This window comes from Streptomyces fumanus (assembly GCF_014655295.1).
GTDB classification, from domain to species: domain Bacteria; phylum Actinomycetota; class Actinomycetes; order Streptomycetales; family Streptomycetaceae; genus Streptomyces; species Streptomyces fumanus.
Genome location: NZ_BNBI01000003.1, coordinates 482,477 through 502,506 on the forward strand (window position 1 = coordinate 482,477; position 20,030 = coordinate 502,506).

The window sequence follows — 20,030 nt, forward strand, 5'->3', positions numbered from 1 at the left end:
GTCTCGCTCTCTGGGTCGTGGCGGGCGGGTCGTTGCGGTGGGTCACGGGTCGGTGGTCCGGTGCGGTGGTGGGGCGCGGCCCACGGGGTGGGGGGTCACCGGCGCTCGCGGGCGTGGTGGGCGATGTGGCGCAGGGCCCGGGCGAAGTCCTCGGCGGCCCGGCGCACGGTGTCGGTGGCGTGCAGGGCGGGCCGGTGGTGCCAGGTGAAGGACAGCCGGCCGCGCTGGACGGCGCCGACGATCTCCAGCGGGTGGGAGCCGCTGTCGCGCGGGTCGTGGTGGCGGCCGAACGAGCCGTGTTCGGCGCGGACCAGGCCGTCCCCGGGGTTCTCGGGGCGGGAGTCCCACTGTCCGAGGTAGTTGAAGACGACCTGTCCGTGGGCGGCGCGTCCCAGGCGCTCGCGCACCTCGGGCGGACCGAAGGTGCGCAGGGCGCCGAAGCCGAGGCCGTTGCCGGGTACGGCGCGCAGTTGGCGGCGTACGGACTTCACCAGGGTGCGCCAGTCGCGGTCGGGGCCGAGGTCGGCGGGTTCGGGGACCTGGAGGGCGACGGGGTGGACGGTGGTGAACCAGCCGACGGTGCGGGTCAGGTCGACGTCGTCGAGCAGGTCCTCGCGGCCGTGTCCCTCCAGGTCCAGGCGGACGTCCTCGTGGCCGGTCCAGCGGGCCAGGGCGAGGGCGAGGGCGGCGAGGAGGACGTCGTTGACGCGGGTGCGGTAGGCGGTCGGCGCGGCGCGCAGCAGCGCCTCGGTGTCCGTCTCGTCCAGTTCGACGGTGAGGGTGTCGACGGTGCCCGTGTCGGGGCCCTCCGGTGTCCCGGAGGGGAGCGGCTCGGTGTCCACGGCGCGTTCCCAGTAAGGCAGTTCGTGGTCGAGGGCGCCGGAGGCGACGTGGGCGGCGAGGCCGCGGGCCCAGTCGCGGAAGGAGGTGGTGCGTTCGCCGAGGGCCACGGGTTCGCCCTGGACCGCCTGCCGGTAGGCGGCCTCCAGGTCGTCGCGCAGGATGCGCCAGGAGACGGCGTCCACGACCAGGTGGTGGCCGACCAGGAGGAGGAAGTCGGGCCGGTCGGCGGCGCCGGTGAACAGGGCCGCCCGCAGCAGCGGGCCGCGCGCGAGGTCGAAGCCGGTGTGCAGGTCGTCGGCGGCCTTCTCCATCGCCGTGTCCGCGTCGGTGGCGGTGAGGCCGCCGAGGTCGTGGCGGGTCAGGAGCCCGTCGCGGTCGGTGTCGCCCGCGGGCGGGTTGTACTGGCGCCAGCCGTCCTGGTCGGCGGTGAAGCGCATGCGCAGGGCGTCGTGGTGGTCGAGCAGGGCGTTGAGGGCGGTCTCCAGGGCGGTGGCGTCCACGCCGGGGGCGAGTTCCACCAGCAGGGACTGGTTGAAGTGGGCGTGGCTGGCGCGCTGTCCGGTCAGGAACCACTCCTGGATCGGGGTGAGCGGCACGTCCCCGCTGACCGCCTCCTCCCCGGTGTGCCGGGGGGCGGTGGTGACGACGCCGGCCAGTTCGGCGACGGTCTGGTGGGTGAACAGGTCGCGGGTGGTCACGTGCAGGCCGTCGCGGCGCAGCCGGGAGACGACCTGCATGCTGAGGACGGAGTCACCGCCGAGGTGGAAGAAGTTGTCGTGCGCGCCGACGTCGGCGACGCCGAGGACGTCGCCCCAGATGCGGGCGACGCGGCGTTCGGTGTCGGTGCGCGGGGGCGTGTGCGGCCCGGTGGCGGAGTGCGTGGGCCCGGGTTCGGGCAGGGCGTTGCGGTCGGTCTTGCCGTTCGGGGTGAGCGGCAACCGGGCCAGCGGCACGAACGCCGTGGGGATCATGTGTGCCGGGAGCAGCCCGGCGAGGTGGTCGCGCAGTTCGGGTACGGGCAGGGGGTCCGGGGCGCCGTCGGCGGGGACGACGTGGGCGACCAGCCGGGCGCCGGAGCGGCCGTCCGGGTCACTGCCGCCGGCGCGCACGGTGACGACCGCGTCGCGCACCAGCGGGCTGCCGCGCAGCGCGCTCTCGATCTCTCCGGGCTCGATGCGGAAGCCGCGCAGTTTGAGCTGGGCGTCGGCGCGTCCGGCGAAGCGCAGGTCGCCGTTGGCGTCCCAGCGGGCGCGGTCGCCGGTGCGGTACATGCGTTCGCCGGGGGCGCCGAACGGGTCGGCGACGAAGCGGGACGCGGTCAGCCCTGGCCGGTGGAGGTAGCCGCGGGCCAGCCCGGGTCCGGAGACGTAGAGGTCGCCGGTGACGCCGGGCGGGACGGGGCGCAGGGCGGCGTCGAGGACGTGGACGCGGGTCGCGCCGGCCGGGCGTCCGATGGGCGGGGCGGCCGCGCCCGGGGTGAGCGGACCGGTCCAGGTGGCGACGACGGTGGCCTCGGTCGGGCCGTACGAGTTGATCATCCGTCGCCCTGGGGCCCACCGCTCGACGAGGTGGGCGGGGCATGCCTCGGCGCCGACGATGAGGGTGCGCAGGTGCGGCAGGGTGTCGGCGGTGGCCGGGTCGACCGTCGCGAGGGCGGCGGGCGGGATCAGGGTGTGGCTGACGCGCCGCCCGGCGAGGACCTCGGCGAGGCGTTCGCCGACGAGGGGGCCCTCCTCCCCGGTGAGCAGGGTGGCGCCGCTGAGCAGGGACACGCACAGCTCCAGCACGGAGGCGTCGAAGCTGGGTGAGGCGAACTGCAGGACGCGGTCGCCGGGGCCGGCGTCGTAGCGGTCGGCGGCCGACGCGGCGAAGGCGGCGAGGCCGCGGTGCGTCACCGTGACGCCCTTGGGGGTGCCGGTGGAGCCGGACGTGTAGATCACGTACGCCGGGTGGTCGACGGTCAGCGGGGAGGTGCGGTCGGCGTCCGTGGGCGCGGTGTCCGGGCCGTCGGCGTCCCACACGGCGGCGGGGTCGTCCAGGACGAGCCAGGCGCCGGCGTCGCGGAGCATGAACTCCCGGCGCTGCTCGGGGTAGTCGGGGTCGACGGGCAGGAAGGCGCCGCCGGCCTTGGTGACGGCGAGCTGCGCCACGACCGTCTCGGCGCTGCGGGGCAGGGCCACCGCCACGATCCGCTCGGGGCCGGTGCCCCGGGCGATGAGGCGGTGCGCCAGCCGGTTGGCGGCGCGTTCGACGTGCGCGTACGTCAGTTCCCGGCCGTCGGCGTCGGCCAGGGCGACGGCGTCGGGGGTGCGGGCGGCCTGTCGTTCGAACAGCTCGGGCAGGGTGGCCGCCGGGACCGGGCGGGCGGTGGCGCGGCCCTGGTCGAGCACGGCCTTGAGCGTCTCGTCGGTGGCGAGCGGCAGGGCGCCGAGCGGCCGGTCGGGGTTCTCGGCGACGGCACTCAGGAGGATGCCGAGCTGGTCGGCCATGCGTTCGGCGGTGGCCGCGTCGAAGAGGTCGGTGTTGTAGGTGAGGACGCCGTGCAGTTCGCCGGTGCCGGTCTCGGCGAACTCGAGGGTGAGGTCGAACGCGGCGTGCCGCAGTTCGGTGTCGATGTCGGTGACCTGGAGGCCGGGCAGGTCTAGGGCGGCGGCCGGGGCGTTCTGGAGGACCACCATGACCTGGAACAGCGGGGTGCGGCTGGTGTCGCGGACCGGCTGGACCTCGTCCACGACCTGCTCGAACGGTGCCTCCTGGTGGGCGAAGGCGTCCAGGACGGTCTCGCGGACGTCGCCGAGGAACTCGGGGAACGGGCGGTCGGGCGTGACGCGGGAGCGCAGCACGAGGGTGTTGACGAAGAACCCGACGAGGTGCTGGACCTCGGCGCGGTCGCGGCCGGAGGTGACGGTGCCGACGGTGATGTCCTCGCCGCCGGTCAGGCGGGCCAGGTATGCCTGGGCGGCGGCGACCAGGGTGGTGAACAGGGTGGCCTGCCGGTCGCGGCCCACCCGGGCGAGGCGGCGGGTCGTCTCGCGGGGCAGGGCGAGCCGCACGGAGGCGCCCCGGTGGGTGCGCACCGCGGGGCGGGGCCGGTCGGTGGGCAGGTCCAGCGTCTCCAGCCCGGCCAGGTGCTCCTTCCAGTACGCGAGGTGGTCGTCGGTGCCGCGCCCGCGCTGCCAGTGGGCGTAGTCGGCGTACTGCACCGGCAGCGGCGGCAACGCGCCTGGCTCCGCGCCGAGTTCGGTGCGGTAGTAGTGGGCGAGGTCGCCGGTGAGCACGCCGGTGGACCAGCCGTCGGTGACGATGTGGTGCAGGGTCAGCGTCAGGACGTGCTCGTCGTCCGCGAGCCGGATCAGGCCCGTCTGCAGGAGGGGGCCGCGCCGCAGGTCGAAGGTGCGGGCGCGTTCGGCATCGAGCAGGTCGGCGAGCCGGGCGTCGCGTGCGTCGCCGGTGAGCTGCGACAGGTCGTGCAGGGTCAGCGGGATGTCCCCGGCGGGGTGGACGATCTGCACGCCGTGGCCGTCGGCCGCGTCGAAGGTGGTGCGCAGTGCCTCGTGCCGCTCGACCAGGGCGCCGAGCGCCGCGGTGAGGGCGGGCACGTCGAGCCGGCCGCGCAGCCGCAGGGCCAGCGCGGTGGTGTACTCGCCGCTGCCGGGCGCGAACTCCTCCAGGAACCACAGGCGTTGCTGGGCGTACGACATCGGGGCGGGCGTGTCGCGGGTGACGGGGGTGATCGTCGCGGGCGGGGTGTCGGCGGGGCGTTCCTCGGTGAGCAGGGCGGCGAGGGCCTCGGGGGTCGGGTGGGTGAACACCGCGCGCGGGGACAGGTCGGTGCCGAACGCCTCGGAGAGGCGGACGGCGAGGCGGATGCTGAGAATGGAGTCGCCGCCGAGCTGGAAGAAGTCGTCCCGCACGCCGGGGCGCGGCACGGACAGGACGTCGGCGAGGACGTCGGTGAAGACCTCCAGCGTGCGGCGCTCGGCGTCGGTGCGCGGCTCGACGGGCGCGTCCTGCGCCGCGCCGGTCGCGGGGTCCGGCGCGGGCAGGGCCGCCCGGTCGACCTTGCCGTTGCGGCTGAGCGGCAGTGCGGGCAGGACGACGAACGCCGACGGCACGAGGTAGTCCGGCAGGGCGGTGCGGGCGAACTCCCGCAGGGACGCGACGTCTTCGGTGCCGACCACGTAGGCGACCAGGCGGCGGCTGCCGGGCCGGTCCTCGCGGGCGAGCACGGTCACGTCGGTGACGCCGGGGTGTCCGGCGAGGACGGCCTCGACCTCGCCGGGTTCGACGCGGAAGCCGCGGATCTTCACCTGGTCGTCGGCGCGGCCCAGGAACTCCACGGTGCCGTCGGGGCGGCGGCGGGCCAGGTCGCCGGTGCGGTACATGCGGCTGCCGGGCGGGCCGGCCGGGTCGGCCAGGAAGCGGGCCGCGGTGTCGCCGGGGCGGCCCAGGTAGCCGCGGGCCACGCCCTCGCCGGAGAGGTACAGCTCGCCCGGGCAGCCGGGGGGCACGGGCCGCAGCCGGCGGTCGAGGACGTGCACGCGCATTGCGTCGAGGGGGTGGCCGATGGGCACGGTGTCGGGGACGGCGGCCGCGTCGGCGAGCGGGAAGGACGTGGCGAACGTCGTCGTCTCGGTGGGGCCGTAGCCGTCCACGACGGTCAGGTCCGGGCAGGCGGCCAGGACGCGGCGTACGGCCGCGGCGGGCACGACGTCGCCGCCGGTCCACACCTGGCGCAGGCCGGTGAAGCAGTCCGGGGCGTCCTGGGCGAGTAGCCGGAACAAGCCGGCGGTCAGCCACAGCGCGCTCAGGCCGGTGTCGCCGATGAGCTGCCGCAGCAGGGCGGCGTCCAGCGGCCGCGAGGGGGCCACGACGACGCAGCCGCCGGTGAGCAGCGGCGCCCACACCTCGAAGGTGGCGGCGTCGAAGGCCACCGGGGAGTGCAGCAGCACCCGGTCGCTCACGCCGCCGGTGAAGCGGCTGTCGGTGGCGAGGGCGGCCACGTCGCGGTGGCGTACGGCGACCGCCTTCGGCTCGCCGGTCGACCCGGAGGTGAACATCACGTAGGCGAGCCGGTCGGGGTCCGCGGGTGCGGCGGCGGGCGCGTCCGGTACGGGGGTGCGCGCGGCGGTGACGTCCTCGGCGGTCAGCCGGACCGCCGCGCCCGCGCGTCCGATCAGCGCGCGGAGCCGGTCCTCGGGGGCGCGGGCGTCCACGGGCACGTAGGCGCCGCCCGCCTTGAGGACGGCGAGCTGGGCGACGACGAGGGCGGCGCAGCGGTCCATCAGCAGGGCCACCCGGTCCTCGGCGCGCAGTCCGCCGGCGAGGAGCCGGGAGGCCACCGCGTCGGACCACTCGTCGAGTTGACGGTACGTCAGGTGCGTGTCGCCGTCGCGCAGCGCGGGTGCCTCAGGGGTGCGGCGGGCCTGCTCGGCGAAGAGGGCGACGGGGCTGCTCGGTCCGGTCCGGCGGGCGGTGGTGTTCCACCGCTCCAGCAGGGCGCGGTCGTCCTCGGTCAGCGCGTCCAAGCCGGTCACGTCCGCGTCGGTCTCCAGGGCGTCGGCGAGGGCGCGCAGGACGACGGTGAGGCGGTCGGCGAGGTGGTCGGCGGTGTCCGCGTCGAACAGGCCGGCGTCGTAGGCGAGGTCGAGGCCGAGGCGGTCACCGAGGTGGGCGCGCAGGCACAGCGGGAAGGTGGGCGCGTCCTCGGCGCGCACCTCCTGGACCTGGACGCCCGTGCGGGCGGTGGCGGACTCGTCGACGGGGTAGTTCTCGAACACCACCATGCTGTCGAACAGCGCCTCGCCGGCCGGGACCTCGCTCAGCGCCTGGATGCGGGGCAGGGCGAGGTGGTCGAAGCGCCGGGTGTCGCTCTGGTGCTCCTGCACCGCGCGCAGCCAGGACGCCGCTCCCCCGCCCTCCACCCGGACGCGGGTGGGCACGGTGTTGATGAACATGCCGATCATCGACTCCACGCCGGGCAGTTCGGCCGGGCGTCCGGAGACGGTGGTGCCGAACACGACGTCGGCGCGGCCGCTGTGGCGGGCCAGGAGCAGCGCCCAGGCGCCCTCGATGACGGTGTTCACCGTGAGCCCGGCGCGGGCGGCGCCCTGCCGCAGCCGTGCCGAGAGGTCCTCGTCGAGCCGGCGGCTGGTGAGGGCGGCGGCGCGGGCGCGGTGCTCCTGGGCCGGTGTGCGGTCGTAGGGCAGCGGGGTGCGGGCGGCGAACCCGGCGAGCGTCTCGGTCCAGTGGGCCTCGGCGGCGGTCTCGTCCTGGTCGTGCAGCCAGCGCAGGAAGTCGGCGAAGGGGCGCCTGACCGGTGCGGGGGCGGCTGGGCCGCCGGTGAGGGCGGCGTAGCGCTCGCACACCTCGGTGAGGAGCCGGCCGGTGCTCCAGCCGTCCAGGATCAGGTGGTGGGAGGACCACAGGAGCAGGACCTCGTCGCCGGGCAGTGCGGCCAGCGTGATGCGGGTGAGGGGTGCGGTGGTCAGGTCCATGCCGGTGGCGCGGTCGGCGGCCAGCAGGTCCTCGGTGGCCGTCGCCCGCTCCTCGGCCGTGAGCCGGCGCCAGTCCAGGTGGGTGACGGGCAGCTCCACGTGCCGGTGCACGACCTGCACGGGGTGCGGCAGGCCCTGCCAGTGGACGCTGGTGCGCAGGGCCTCGGTGCGGTCGGCGACCTGTTGCCAGGCGGCGGCGAAGCGCTGCGGGTCGCTCACCCCGGACAGGCGGACGGCCACGCGGTCGCAGTAGGCGCCCGCCGTGTCGACGAGGCCGTGGAAGAGCATGCCGGCCTGCAGCGGGGTCAGCGGCAGGACGTCGGCCACGTGCCGGCCGGAGCCCACGAGGCGGTCCAGCTCCGGCTGGCCGAGCCCGGCCAGCGGGAAGTCGGACGGGGTGCGGCCGCCCGCGTCCGGGGAGGCGCAGTGGGCCGCGATCTCGCGCAGCGCCGCGCACATCTCCTCGGCGAGCGTGCGGACGGTGGCCTCGTCGTAGACGGCCGGCGGGTAGGTCCAGCCGAGTTCGAGCCGGCCGTCCTGCACCACGCCGGTGATGTCCAGCAGGTAGGACCGGGGGGCGTCGGGGTCGGTGTCGGAGCCGGCCGGGGGCAGGGCGGCGGCGTACAGGCCGCTGCCGCCCGCGTCGGCGTCCCACCGGCCGTGGTAGTTGAAGCCGACCCGCGGTGCCGGGGCGCCGGCCAGCGGGCTGTCGGGCAGCAGGTGGCGCAGCGCACCGTGGCTCAGGCCGCGCAGGGGCACCGCGCGCAACTGCTCCTTGACCGAGCGCAGGGTGTCGTGCCAGCCGGCGTCGGGGGCGGTGGTCAGCGCGAGCGGGAACTCGGCGGTGAACCAGCCGACCGTGCGGGACAGGTCCAGGTCGTCGAAGAGGTCCTCGCGGCCGTGGCCCTCCACACCGACCAGCACGCTGTCGCGTCCGCACCAGCGGGCCAGGGTGCGGCCGAGGGCGCTGAGCAGGACGTCGTTGACCTGGGTGCGGTAGACCTCGGGGACCTGGCGCAGCAGGGCCTCGGTGGTCTCCGGCTCCAGTTCCACGGTGACCGTGGCGGCGGTGCCGTGGGTGTTGGGTCCGGTCCGGCCCGCGGGCAGGTCGGCGGGTGCCTCGGCGGTGCGCCGCCAGTGGCCGAGGTCGCCGTCCATCGCACCGGAGCGGGTGTGGGCCTCCAGCCGGGCCGCCCAGTGGCCGTAGGCGGTGGTGGCCGGGGGCAGCTCGACGGGCTGTCCGGCGGCGGCCTGCCGGTGCGCGGTCTCCAGGTCGCCCAGCAGGATGCGCCAGGAGACGCCGTCGACGGCCAGGTGGTGGACGGTGAAGAGCAGTTGGGCGGGTGCGTGCGGGCCGCGGTCGAGGAGGAGGACGCGCGCCACCCGGCCCTCGGTGGGGTCGAGGGCGGCGCGGGCCTCGTCCGCGAGGCGGACCGCCTCGGTCTCCAGGGCGGGGCCGTCGAGGCCGGTCACGTCGTGCCGGGTGACGGTGCCGTCCGGGACGCCGGGCAGGACCTCCTGGCGCCAGCCGTCCTCGGTGCGGCGGAAGCGGGTGCGCAGCGCCGGGTGGTGGCGTACGACGGCGTCGGCGGCGGTGCGCAAGGCCGACAGGTCGGTGCCGGGTGCGAGTTCGAGGCGCTGCGACATGGTGAAACGCAGCGGCTCACCGGGGGTGCGGCCGTCGAGGTACCAGCGCTGGATGGGGGTGAGCGGTGCCTCGGCGGGGGCGGTCGTGCCGGTGGTGGCCGGTGCCGACTCGGTGACGCGCAGGGCGAGTTCGGCGACGGTCTGGTGGCGGAAGACGTCCTTGGTGGTCAGCGCGAGGCCGGCCTGGCGGGCCCGGGAGACGATCTGGATGCTGAGGATCGAGTCGCCGCCGAGCGTGAAGAAGTTGTCGCGTGCGCCCACCCGTTCGACGTGCAGCACGTCGGCCCAGATCGCGGCCAGCGTCTGTTCGGTGCCGGGGCGGGGCGGCACGTAGGCGGCCGTGGTGCCGGGCTGGACCGGCGGGGCGGGCAGGGCGCGCCGGTCGGTCTTGCCGCTGGTGGTGCGCGGGATCCGGGTCAGCGGCACGAACGCCGCGGGCACCATGTGGTCCGGCAGGGTGCGGCGCAGCGCGAGGCGCAGCTCGTCGGCGGCCGGGGCGGTGTCCCCGGCGGGCACCAGGTACGCCACGAGCATGCGGCGGCCCGCGTGGTCGCGTGCCGTGACGACGGCGTCGGCGACGTCCGGGTGGGCGAGCAGCGCGGCCTCGATCTCGCCGGGTTCGATGCGGAAGCCGCGGATCTTGATCTGTTCGTCGGCGCGGCCCAGGAACTCCAGCAGCCCCTGGGCGTCGCGGCGGGCGCGGTCGCCGGTGCGGTACATGCGCTCCCCCGGCGCGCCGAACGGGTCGGCGAGGAACCTGGCGGCGGTCAGGCCGGGCCGGCCGAGGTAGCCGCGGGCGACCTGGGCGCCGGCGAGGTACAGCTCGCCGGGCGTGCCGGGCGGTACCGGGCGCAGGGAGCCGTCGAGGACGTAGGCGCGCAGGTTGGCGCCGGGCCGTCCGATGACCGGCCGGTCGGGGCGGTCGGTGACGCGGCCGTAGGTGGCGTCGACGGTGCACTCGGTGGGGCCGTACATGTTGTAGGCGGTGACGCCGAGTTCGGCGGCCGCGCACAGCTCGCGCCAGGTGTCGGGGCCGGTCGCCTCGCCGCCGACGAGCAGGACGCGGGGGTGGTGGCGGCCGGGGGCGAGGAGGCCCGCGGCGAGGAGTTCGCGCAGGAAGGACGGGGTGACGTTGACCAGGTCCAGGTTCCGGTCGGCGATCCGCGCGCAGAACGCCTCGGGGTCCAGGCGCACGTCCTCGTCGATGAGGTGGACCTCCTGGCCGAGGGCGAGCAGCAGCGGGCCCTCCCAGGAGGTGTCGAAGGAGAACGAGGCGCTGAGCGCGGCGCGCAGCCGCCGCCCGTCCGCGGTGTGCGGGGCGACGAGCCCCGCGCGGTGGTCGTGGCAGAGGTTGACCAGGTGGCGGTGTTCCACGACGACGCCCTTGGGGCGGCCGGTGGAGCCGGAGGTGTAGATCATGTAGGCGGCGTGCCGCGGGAGCAGCGGGGCCGGTCGGTCGCGGTCGGTGACGTCGTGGGCGGGCAGCCGGTCCCAGGGGGTGGCGCTCAGCGCGTCGGCGGTGAGCACGACGCGCGGGGCGGCGTCCTGGAGGAGCCCGGCGGCGCGTTCGGCGGGCAGGTCGGGGTCGAGGTGGAGCAGGGTGGCGCCGGACTTGGCGACGGCGAGGACCGCGACGACCAGCTCGGAGGTGCGCGGCAGCCGGACGGCGACCACCCGCTCGGGTCCGGCCCCCAGGGCCAGCAGGTGGTGGGCGAGCCGGTTCGCGCGGTCGTTGAGGGCGGCGAAGTCGAGGGTGGCGTCGCGGGCGACCAGCGCGGTCGCGTACGGGGTGCGGGCGGCCTGGGCCTCGAACAGGGCGGGGTAGGTGGTGTCCGGGACGGGGAGGCGCACGCCCTGCCCGTCGTGCAGCACCCGCCGCCGCTCGTCGGGGGTCATCAGCTCCAGCGCCCGCACGTCGCGGTCCGGGTCGCGCACCGCCGCCTCCAGCAGCAGGCGCAGGCGGGCGGCCAGGCCGCGGACGGTGTCCTCGTCGAACAGGCCGGTGTCGTACTCCAGGTGGCCGGTGACGCCGCCGTCGCCCTCGACGAAGTCGAAGGCCAGGTCGAAGGTGGCGTGCCGGACCGGCGGCAGCAGCGGCTCGGCGTCCAGGCCGGGCAGTTCGGGTGCCTCGGCGCCCAGGTTGTGCAGGGCGACCATGACCTGGAACAAGGGGGTGCGGCTGGTGTCCCGTTCGGGCTGGAGGACGTCCACCAGCCGTTCGAAGGGCACGTCCTGGTGGGCGAAGGCGTCCAGGACGGTGCCGCGCACCTGCTCCAGCAGCGCGCGGAACGACGTGCCGGGCCGGACCTCGTTGCGCAGCACCAGGGTGTTGACGAACATGCCGACGACGTCGTGCAGTTCGGGGCGCTCACGGCCCGCGGTGACGGTGCCGAGGGCGAAGTCGTCCTGGTCGGCCCAGCGGGACAGCAGGACCGTGCAGCCGGCGAGGAGGGTCATGTAGAGGGTGGCGTCGGCCTCCCGGCCCCGCTCGCGCAGCCGGTCGGTCAGCTCGGCGGGCAGCGTGAAGGTCACCAGCGCGCCGTCGCGGGAGCGGACGGCGGGGCGCGCCCGGTCCGTCGGCAGCTCCAGCGGCGGTACGCCGGCGAGCCGCTCGCGCCAGTGGGCGAGTTGCCGCTCGACCTGGTCGGTGCGGGCGCGCTGCCAGGCGGCGTGGTCGGCGTAGCGCACGGGCAGGCCGGGGAGTTCGGGGCGGCGGCCCTCGCGGGCGGCCGCGTACAGCTCGCCCAGGTCCCGGCCGAGGACGCCGAGGGACCAGCCGTCGGTGACGATGTGGTGGACGGCGAGGGCCAGGACGTGCTCGTCGTCGGCGGTGCGGGCCAGGCGGGCGCGCAGCAGCGGCCCGGCCGCCAGGTCGAACGGCGTGGTGGCCTCGCGCTCCAGCAGGTCGTCCAGCGCGGCCGTCGGGTCGGCGGCGGTGGTGAGGTCGTCCACGGTCAGGGCGGCCGGGTGCGGCGGGTGCACCACCTGCCGGGGCTGCCCGTCGTGTTCGGCGAAGGTGGTGCGCAGGGACTCGTGGCGGGCGACGAGGCCGTCCAGGGCGGTCCGCAGGGCGCGCTCGTCGAGCGGGCCGCGCAGGCGCAGCACGGACAGCGTCGTGTACTCGGTGCTGCCGGGCTCGAACCGGTCGAGGAACCACAGGCGTTGCTGGGCGTACGACAGCGGCGCCGGGGTCTGCGGGGCGGTCGCCGGGATCGCGTCGGCGGGCGTGGCGGAGGTGTGGCCCACCGGGTCGCCGAGTTCGGCGGCGAGCGCGGACACGGTGCTGTGGGTGAACAGCACGCGCGGGGACACCTCGGGGCCGAACGCGGCGCGCAGCCGGGCGGTGACGCGGACGGCGAGGATGGAGTCGCCGCCGAGCGCGAAGAAGTCGTCGCCGGCGGACACCTCCTCGACGCCGAGGACGTCCGACCAGGCGGCGGCGACCGCCCGTTCGGCGGGGGTGCGCGGTGCGGTCCGGTCGGTGTCGGCGGCGTAGCCGTCCGCCGTGGGGGCGGGCAGGGCGCGCCGGTCGAGCTTGCCGTTGACGGTGAGCGGGAGGGCGTCCATCGGGACGTAGGCGGCGGGCACCATGTGGGCGGGCAGCAGCCGCTCCAGGTGGGCGCGCAGCTCGGCCGTCGGCGGTGTCGCGCCGCCGGTGCCGACGACGTGGGCCACCAGGCGGCGGGTGCCGGAGGTGTCCTCGAACACGCCGACGGCGGTGTCGGCGACCCCGGGGTGGGCGTGCAGGGCGGCCTCGATCTCGCCGGGCTCGATACGGTAGCCGCGGATCTTCACCTGGGCGTCCGCGCGGCCCAGGTACTCCAGGGTGCCGTCGGGCCGCCACTTCGCCCGGTCGCCGGTGCGGTACATGCAACTGCCGGCCGGGCCGAACGGGTCGGCGAGGAACCGGGTGGCGGTCAGGCCGGGGCGGCCCAGGTAGCCGCGGGCCAGGCCCTCCCCCGCGACGTACAGCTCGCCGGTGGCGCCCGGCGGCAGGGGGGCCAGGTCCGGGTCGAGCACGTACACCCTCAGGTCGGGTATCGCGACGCCGATGGGGCTGGCGGGGCCGTGCGCGGCGGTGGCGGGGTCGAGCGGGGCGTGGGTGACGTGCACGGTGGTCTCGGTGATGCCGTACATGTTGACCAGCCGCGGGGTGTCGGCCGGATGGCGGGCCCACCAGTCGGTGAGCCGGCCGACGTCGAGGGCCTCGCCGCCGAAGATCACGGTGCGCAGGGCCAGGCGGGCGCCGGTGTCGGGGTGTTCGGCGTCGGCGCGGACGAGCGGGTAGAACGCGGACGGCGTCTGGTTGAGGACGGTGACCCCTTCGTCGGCCAGCAGCCGCAGGAAGTCCTCCGGGGAGCGGGCGGTCTCGTCGGGCACGACGACGAGCCGGCCGCCGTGCAGCAGCGGGCCCCACAGCTCCCACACGGAGAAGTCGAACGCGTAGGAGTGGAACAGCGTCCACACGTCGTCCGGGCCGAAGCCGAACCACGGGCGGGTGCGGGTGAACAGGCGCACCACGTTGGCGTGCGGGACGACCACGCCCTTGGGGCGGCCGGTGGAGCCGGAGGTGTAGATGGCGTAGGCGGGGCTCTCCGGCAGGGGGCGGCGGGCCGGCGCGGGGCCGGTCGCCGGGCGCCGGGCCAGGTCGGCTTCCTCGTCCGGGGCGTCGAGGAGGACGACGGGCACACCGGTGCCGTCGACGCGGGCCGCGGTGCCGGTGGTGGTCACCAGGGTGACGGGGGTGGCGTCGGCGAGGAGGTGGGTGATGCGTTCGGCGGGCGAGTTCGGGTCGATCGGCAGGTAGGCGGCGCCGGTCTTGAGCACGGCGAGGACGGCGACGACCTGGTCGGTGGAGCGGGGCAGGGCGAGGGCGACGAACCGTTCGGGCCCGGCGCCGAGTTCGGCGAGCCGGTGGGCGAGGCGGCCGGCGCGGGCGTCGAGGGTCGCGTAGTCCAGGTGCTCGGTCCCGCAGGTGACGGCGACGGCACCGGGGGTGCGGGCGGCCTGCGCCTCGAACAGGTCCACGAGCGTCTCGGCGGGGCGGCCGGACGCGGTGCCGTTCCAGTCGGTGAGGATGCGGTGCCGTTCCTCGGCCGTCGTCCAGGCCAGGGCGCGCAGCGGCCGGTCGGTGCCGTCGGCGAGCCCGGTCAGGAGCAGGCAGAGCCGGTCGGCGAGGGCGTGGACGGTGGTCGCGTCGAAGAGGTCCGGGTCGTGGGCGAGGTCGAAGCCGAGGCGCTCGCCGTGGTAGGCGCGCAGCACGAGCGGGTAGTTGGTGGCGTCGCGGGACGAGACGTCGGCGAGGCGGATCCCGGACCCGGCCGTGCGGGCCTCGTCGAAGGGGTAGTTCTCGAAGGCGACCATGCTGTGGAAGAGCGGGCTGCCGGACGGCACGTCGCTGAGCTGGGTCAGCTCGGCGAGCGAGGCGGCGGCGAACCGTCTCGACTCGGCCTGGGCGTCCTGGAGTTCGCGCAGCCAGTCCCCGGCGGGGCGGGCCGGGTCCACGCGGACGCGGGTGGGCACCGTGTTGATGAACATGCCGACCATGGACTCGACGCCGGGCAGGTCGTCGGGCCGTCCGGAGACGGTGGTGCCGAACAGCACGTCGTCCTGGGCGGCGTAGCGGGACAGCAGCAGCGCCCAGGCGCCCTGGACGACCGTGTTGAGGGTGAGTCCGGCCTCGCGGGCGGTGCGGGCGAGACGGGCGGACGCCTCCGCGTCCAGGCCGGCCGTGTGCAGGGCGGCGGAACGGGCCCGGTGGGCCTCGCGCGGGGGCCGGTCGGTGGGCAGCGGAGTGGGTTCGGCGAAGGCGGCGAGGACACCCTGCCAGTGGGCGCGGGCGGCGTCGGGGTCCTGGTCGGCGAGCCAGCGCACGTAGTCGCCGAAGGGCCGCCGCAGCGGCGGCCGGGACTCGGTGCCGGCGGTGAGCGCGGCGTACTCCTCGCACACCTCGGTGAGCACCTGGGCGAGGCTCCAACCGTCCAGGACGATGTGGTGGGAGGTCCACAGCAGGTGCAGGCGGGCGTCGGGCAGCCGCACCAGGGTCAGGCGCATCAGCGGCGCCGCGGCGAGATCGATGCCCCGGGCCAGGTCGTCGGCGCGCAGCCGGGTCAGGCGCTCGGCGCGTTCCACCTCGTCGAGCTCGCGCCAGTCGAGGTGGGTGACCGGCACGCGCACGTCGCGGCGCACGACCTGGAGGGGGACGGGCACGTCCTCCCAGACGACGCAGGTGCGCAGGGCGGGCGTGCGGTCGGTGACGCGCTGCCAGGCGGTGGCGAAGGCGTGCGGGTCGGCGACGCCGTCGAGGAGCAGGCCGGCCTGGTCGACGTAGACGTCGTCGGGGCCGCCGACCAGCCGGTGGAAGAGCATGCCCTCCTGGAGCGGGGTGAGCGGCAGCACGTCCTCCACGTCGCGGCCGTCGCCGACGAGGCGGTCCAGGCGCTCCTGGTCGAGGCGGGCCAGCGGGAAGTCGGACGGGGTGCGGCCGCCCGCGCCGGGCCGGGCGCAGTGCTCGGTGATCGCGGCGAGCGCGCCGGTCATGCCGTCGGCGAGGGCGCTGACGGTGGTCTCGTCGTGCACCTGGTCGCTGTAGTGCCAGGTGAGGTGGAGCTCGCCGTCGGTGACGACGGCGGACACGTCCAGCAGGTGGTCCAGCGGTGTGTCGGGGGCGATGTCGCGGCCGGGCGCCGCGCCCGCCGGGGCGAAGTCGCCGCCGTCGGCGGCCTCCCACTGGCCGTGGTAGTTGAAGCTGATCTGCGGCAGCGGTACGTCCTTCAGGGCGCGGGCGGCCGGGTCGGGCGAGCCGAGGCGGGCCAGGGCCTCGTACGTCAGGCCGTGCCGGGGCACGGACCGCAGCCGCTCCTTGACCGCCTTGAGGGTGGCCCCCCAGTCGGGCGCGACGGACGGTCCGGCGGGCGCGAGGGTGACGGGGTACTGGGCGGTGAACCAGCCCACGGTGCGGGACAGGTCCAGGGTGTCGTCCTCGCGGCCGTGGCCCTCGAGCAGGACGGTCACGCGTTCGGCGCCGGTCCAGTCGGCGAGGACCCGGCTCAGCGCGCCGAGCAGCACGTCGTTGACCTGGGTGCGGTAGACGGCGGGCACCCGGCGCAGCAGCGCCTCGGTGGTGGCGCGGTCCACGCGGGTGTCGAGGGTGCGGACCGAGCCGGCCCGCGGGGTGCCGGGGCGGTCGACGGGCAGGGGGGTGCGGGGCTCGGCGGCCTCGGCCGTCCAGTGCGCCAGGTCGGCGTCGAGGTCGCCGTCGCGGACCCGGCGTGCGAGGTGCGCGGCCCAGTCGGTGAACGGGGTGGCGACGGGCTCGAGCCGGACCGCCTCTCCCCCGGCCGCCTGCCGGTACGCCTCGGCGAGGTCGGCGAGGAGGATGCGCCAGGAGACGCTGTCCACCGCCAAGTGGTGCGCGGTGACGAACAGTCGGGGTCGCTCACCGGTGCGCGTGAACAGGGCGGCGCGCAGCAGGGCGCCGGCCTCGGGGTCGAGGGCGGCGCGGGCGGCCGTGGCGGCCCGTTCGCGCTCCGCCGCCGGATCGGCGGCGCCGGAGAGGTCGTGGCGGGTGAGCAGTCCGGTGGCCGGGCCCTCGCCGGGGTGCTGCCGCCAGGTGCCGCCCGCGCGGGCGAACCGGGTGCGCAGCGCCGGGTGGTGGGCGGCGAGCGCTTCCAGGGCGCGCTCCAGGGCCGGCTCGTCGAGGTCGTACGGCAGGTCCAGCAGCATCGACATGGTGAAGTGCCGCAGCGGGCCGTGGGTGGCGAAGAACCACTCCTGTACGGGGGTCAGCGGCGCCGGGCCCTCCTCGGCGGGGCGCCGGGGCGCGGGCACCCGGTCGGTGCGCGCGGACGCGGCGGCGGCGAGGTCGGCGACGGTCTGGTGGCGGAAGACGTCCCGTGAGGTCAGGTGCAGCCCGGCCGCGCGGGCCCGGGAGACGGCCTGGATGCTGAGGATGGAGTCGCCGCCCAGCTCGAAGAAGTTGTCCGTCACGCCGACCCGGCGCGCGCCGAGCACCTCGGCCCAGATGCGGGCGAGGGTCTCCTCCTCGGGGGTGCGCGGGGCGACGAACTCCCGATCCCGCTCGGTGCCTTCGAAGTCGGGCGCGGGCAGGGCACGCCGGTCGACCTTGCCGCTGACGGTCATCGGCAGGGCGTCGAGCACGGTGAAGGAGGACGGCACCATGTGGTCGGGCAGCACCTGCCGCAGGGCCGTCCGCACCTCGCCCGGGGCGGGCCGGGCGGCGGGGCCGGCGGGGACCAGGTAGGCAGCGAGCCGGACGTGGCCGTGCGGGTCGGTGACGGCGACGACCGCGGCGGCGGCGACCTGGGGCAGGTCGGTCAGGGCCGCCTCGACCTCGCCGGGCTCGATGCGGTGGCCGCGCACCTTGACCTGGTCGTCGGCGCGGCCCAGGTAGTCCAGGCGCCCGTCGGCGCTCCAGCGGGCCAGGTCGCCGGTGCGGTACATGCGGGTGCCGGGCGGGCCGAACGGGTCGGGCAGGAACCGGGCGGCCGTCAGTCCGGGCCGCCCGTCGTAGCCGCGGGCCAGTTGCGCACCGGCCAGGTACAGTTCGCCGCCGACGCCGGGCGGGACGGGCCGCAGGCGGTCGTCGAGGACGTAGGCGCGCACGTTGGGCAGCGGCCGGCCCACGGTCGGCGGGCCGTCGCCGGATATCCGGCAGGCCAGCGCGTCGACGGTGCACTCGGTGGGGCCGTAGAAGTTGTACGCGGCCACGTCCCGCCGTGCCGCCAGCTCCCGCCACAGGGCGGGGCCGACGGCCTCGCCGCCGAGCATGAGGACGCGCGGGTGGTGGCGGGGGTCGGTGAGCAGCCCGGCGGGCAGGAGCTGGCGCAGATAGGTGGGGGTGAGGTCGAGGAAGTCGATGCGGTGCTCGACGACGTACTCGACCAGGGCGGCGGCGTCCAGCCGGGTCGCCTCATCGACCAGGTGCAGCGGGTGGCCGTCGGCCATCAGCAGCACGCCCTCCAGCGAGGTGTCGAAGGAGAACGACGCCGTGAGCGCCACCCGCAGCGGTCCGCCGCCCGCCTCGGCGACGAAGCCCTCGCGGTGGCCCGCCAGGAGGTTCGCCAGCGACCGGTGGGCCACGGCGACGCCCTTGGGGCGGCCGGTGGAGCCGGAGGTGTAGATGACGTACGCGGTGGTGTCGGGGTGCGGGGACGGCAACGGGGCGTCGGCGGGGGCGTCTTGGGCGTCGTACGCCTCCCGCAGCGCGGCCTCGTCCAGGACCAGCGCGGGGCGCGCGTCGTCGAGCAGGAACCGCACCCGGTCCTCGGGCAGCGCCGGGTCCAGAGGCAGGTAGCCGGCGCCGGCCTTCCAGACGGCGAGGATCGCCACGATCATGTCGGCGGTGCGCGGCAGCCGGAGGGCGACCAGGCGTTCGGGGTCCGCGCCGCGCGCCACGAGGTGACGGGCGACGCGGTCGGCGCGCGCGTCGAGCGTCGCGTGGTCCAGGCGGACGTCCCCGGCGACGAGGGCGGTGGCGTCCGGGGTGCGGGCCGCCTGCCGGGCGAACAGCTCGGGCAGGGTCTCCTCGGGGACCGCGAGCGCGGTGGCGTTCCAGTCGTGCGTCACCTGCCGCTCCTGCTCGGGCGAGAGCAGGGGCAGGGCGCCGAGCGGGCGGTCGGGGTCGGCGGCGGCGCCGTCCAGGGTGCGCAGCAACTGGTCCGCCATGCGTGCGGCGGTGGCCGCGTCGAACAGGTCGGTGCGGTACTCCAGCAGGCCGGTCAGCCCGTCGCCGTCGGGCACGAACTCGACGCTCAGGTCGAAGGTGGCGGCCCGCCGGGGCACGGCGACCGGGGAGGCGGACAGGCCGTGCGGGTCGGGTGCGGTGGGCGGTGCCGGGTGCAGCAGGACCATCACGTCGAACAGGGGGTTGCGGCCGGCCTCGCGGGTCGCGCCGACGGCCTCGACCAGCCGCTCGAACGGCGTGTCGCCGTGCGCGAAGGCGTTGTTGACGGTGTCCGCGGCGGCGGTGAGCAGGTCCCGGAAGGAGCCGCCGGTCTCGACGCGGGTGCGCAGCGCGACGGTGTTCACGAAGAACCCGACGGCCCGCTCCAGGTCGGTGCGGCCGCGGCCGGGGGTGAGCGAGCCGACGGTGATGTCGTCCTGCCCGGACCAGCGGGCCAGCAGGGTCTGGCAGGCGGCGACCAGGGCGGTGAACAGGGTGGTGTGCCGGTCGGCCGCGAGCTGCTTCAGCCGGGCGGTGGTGGTGGCCGGGACGGTGAAGGTGTGCACCGCGCCCGCGCCGGACTCCTCGCCGCGGCGGGGCCGGTCCAGCGGCAGTTCGGGGGCGACCGCCCCGGACAGGTGCTCCTTCCAGTACGCCAGGTGGCGTTCCAGCCGGGCCCCGGAGAGCTGCTCGCGTTGCCAGACGGCGAAGTCCGGGTACTGCGTGGCGACCGGCGCCAGGGCCGGGCTCGCGCCCCGGGCGAGGGCGTCGTAGGCGGTGATCAGCTCGTCGAGCGCGACACCCATGGACCAGCCGTCGGTGACGATGTGGTGGGCCGTCAGCAGCAGGACGTGCGCGTCGGGTGCCTCCCGCAGGAGCAGGGCGCGCAGCAGCGGCCCGGCCTCCAGGTCGAAGGGGCGCTCGTACTCGGCGACCAGCGCCGCCTCCAGGTCGGCGCCGGCCGTTCCCGTGAGGTCGTGGACGGGCAGCGGGAGCGGTCCGGCGGGGTGCACCCGCTGCGCCGGGGTGCCGTCGTGCTCCTCGAACGTGGTGCGCAGCGCCTCGTGCCGCGCCACCACGTGCTCCAGTGCGGCGGCCAGGGCGGTGTGGTCGAGGGCGCCGGTCAGGCGCAGCGCGACGGCGCTGTTGTAGCGCGGGTCGCCGGGGCGCAGCCGGTCCAGGAACCACAGGCGCTGCTGGGCGAAGGACAGCGGCAGCGGGCGGGTGCGGTCGGCGCGCGGGATGGCCTGCCGGGCGGTGCCGGCGGCGGCCCGGCCGGCCAGCCGGCGGCGGAGTGCTTCCTGGAGGTCCTGCGGAAGGGCCTCGGCACGGTTTCGCTTCGAAGACGTCATGGTCGT

1 protein-coding gene is annotated in these 20,030 nt (G+C 76.3%); it reads right to left on the reverse strand.

Going from position 1 to position 20,030, the window contains the following annotated elements; translation table 11 throughout:
- Nucleotides 1–95: 95 nt before the first annotated feature.
- Complete coding sequence (locus IE316_RS09350) at nucleotides 96–20,024, reverse strand: non-ribosomal peptide synthase/polyketide synthase (RefSeq protein WP_190203697.1); 19,929 nt, start codon at nucleotides 20,022–20,024, stop codon at nucleotides 96–98.
- Between the last annotated feature and the right edge of the window lie 6 nt (nucleotides 20,025–20,030).

Bases quoted from the DNA above. Each gene is read 5' to 3' on its own strand.
- IE316_RS09350 (WP_190203697.1), bottom strand. From the start codon at position 20,024: ATGACGTCTTCGAAGCGAAACCGTGCCGAGGCCCTTCCGCAGGACCTC.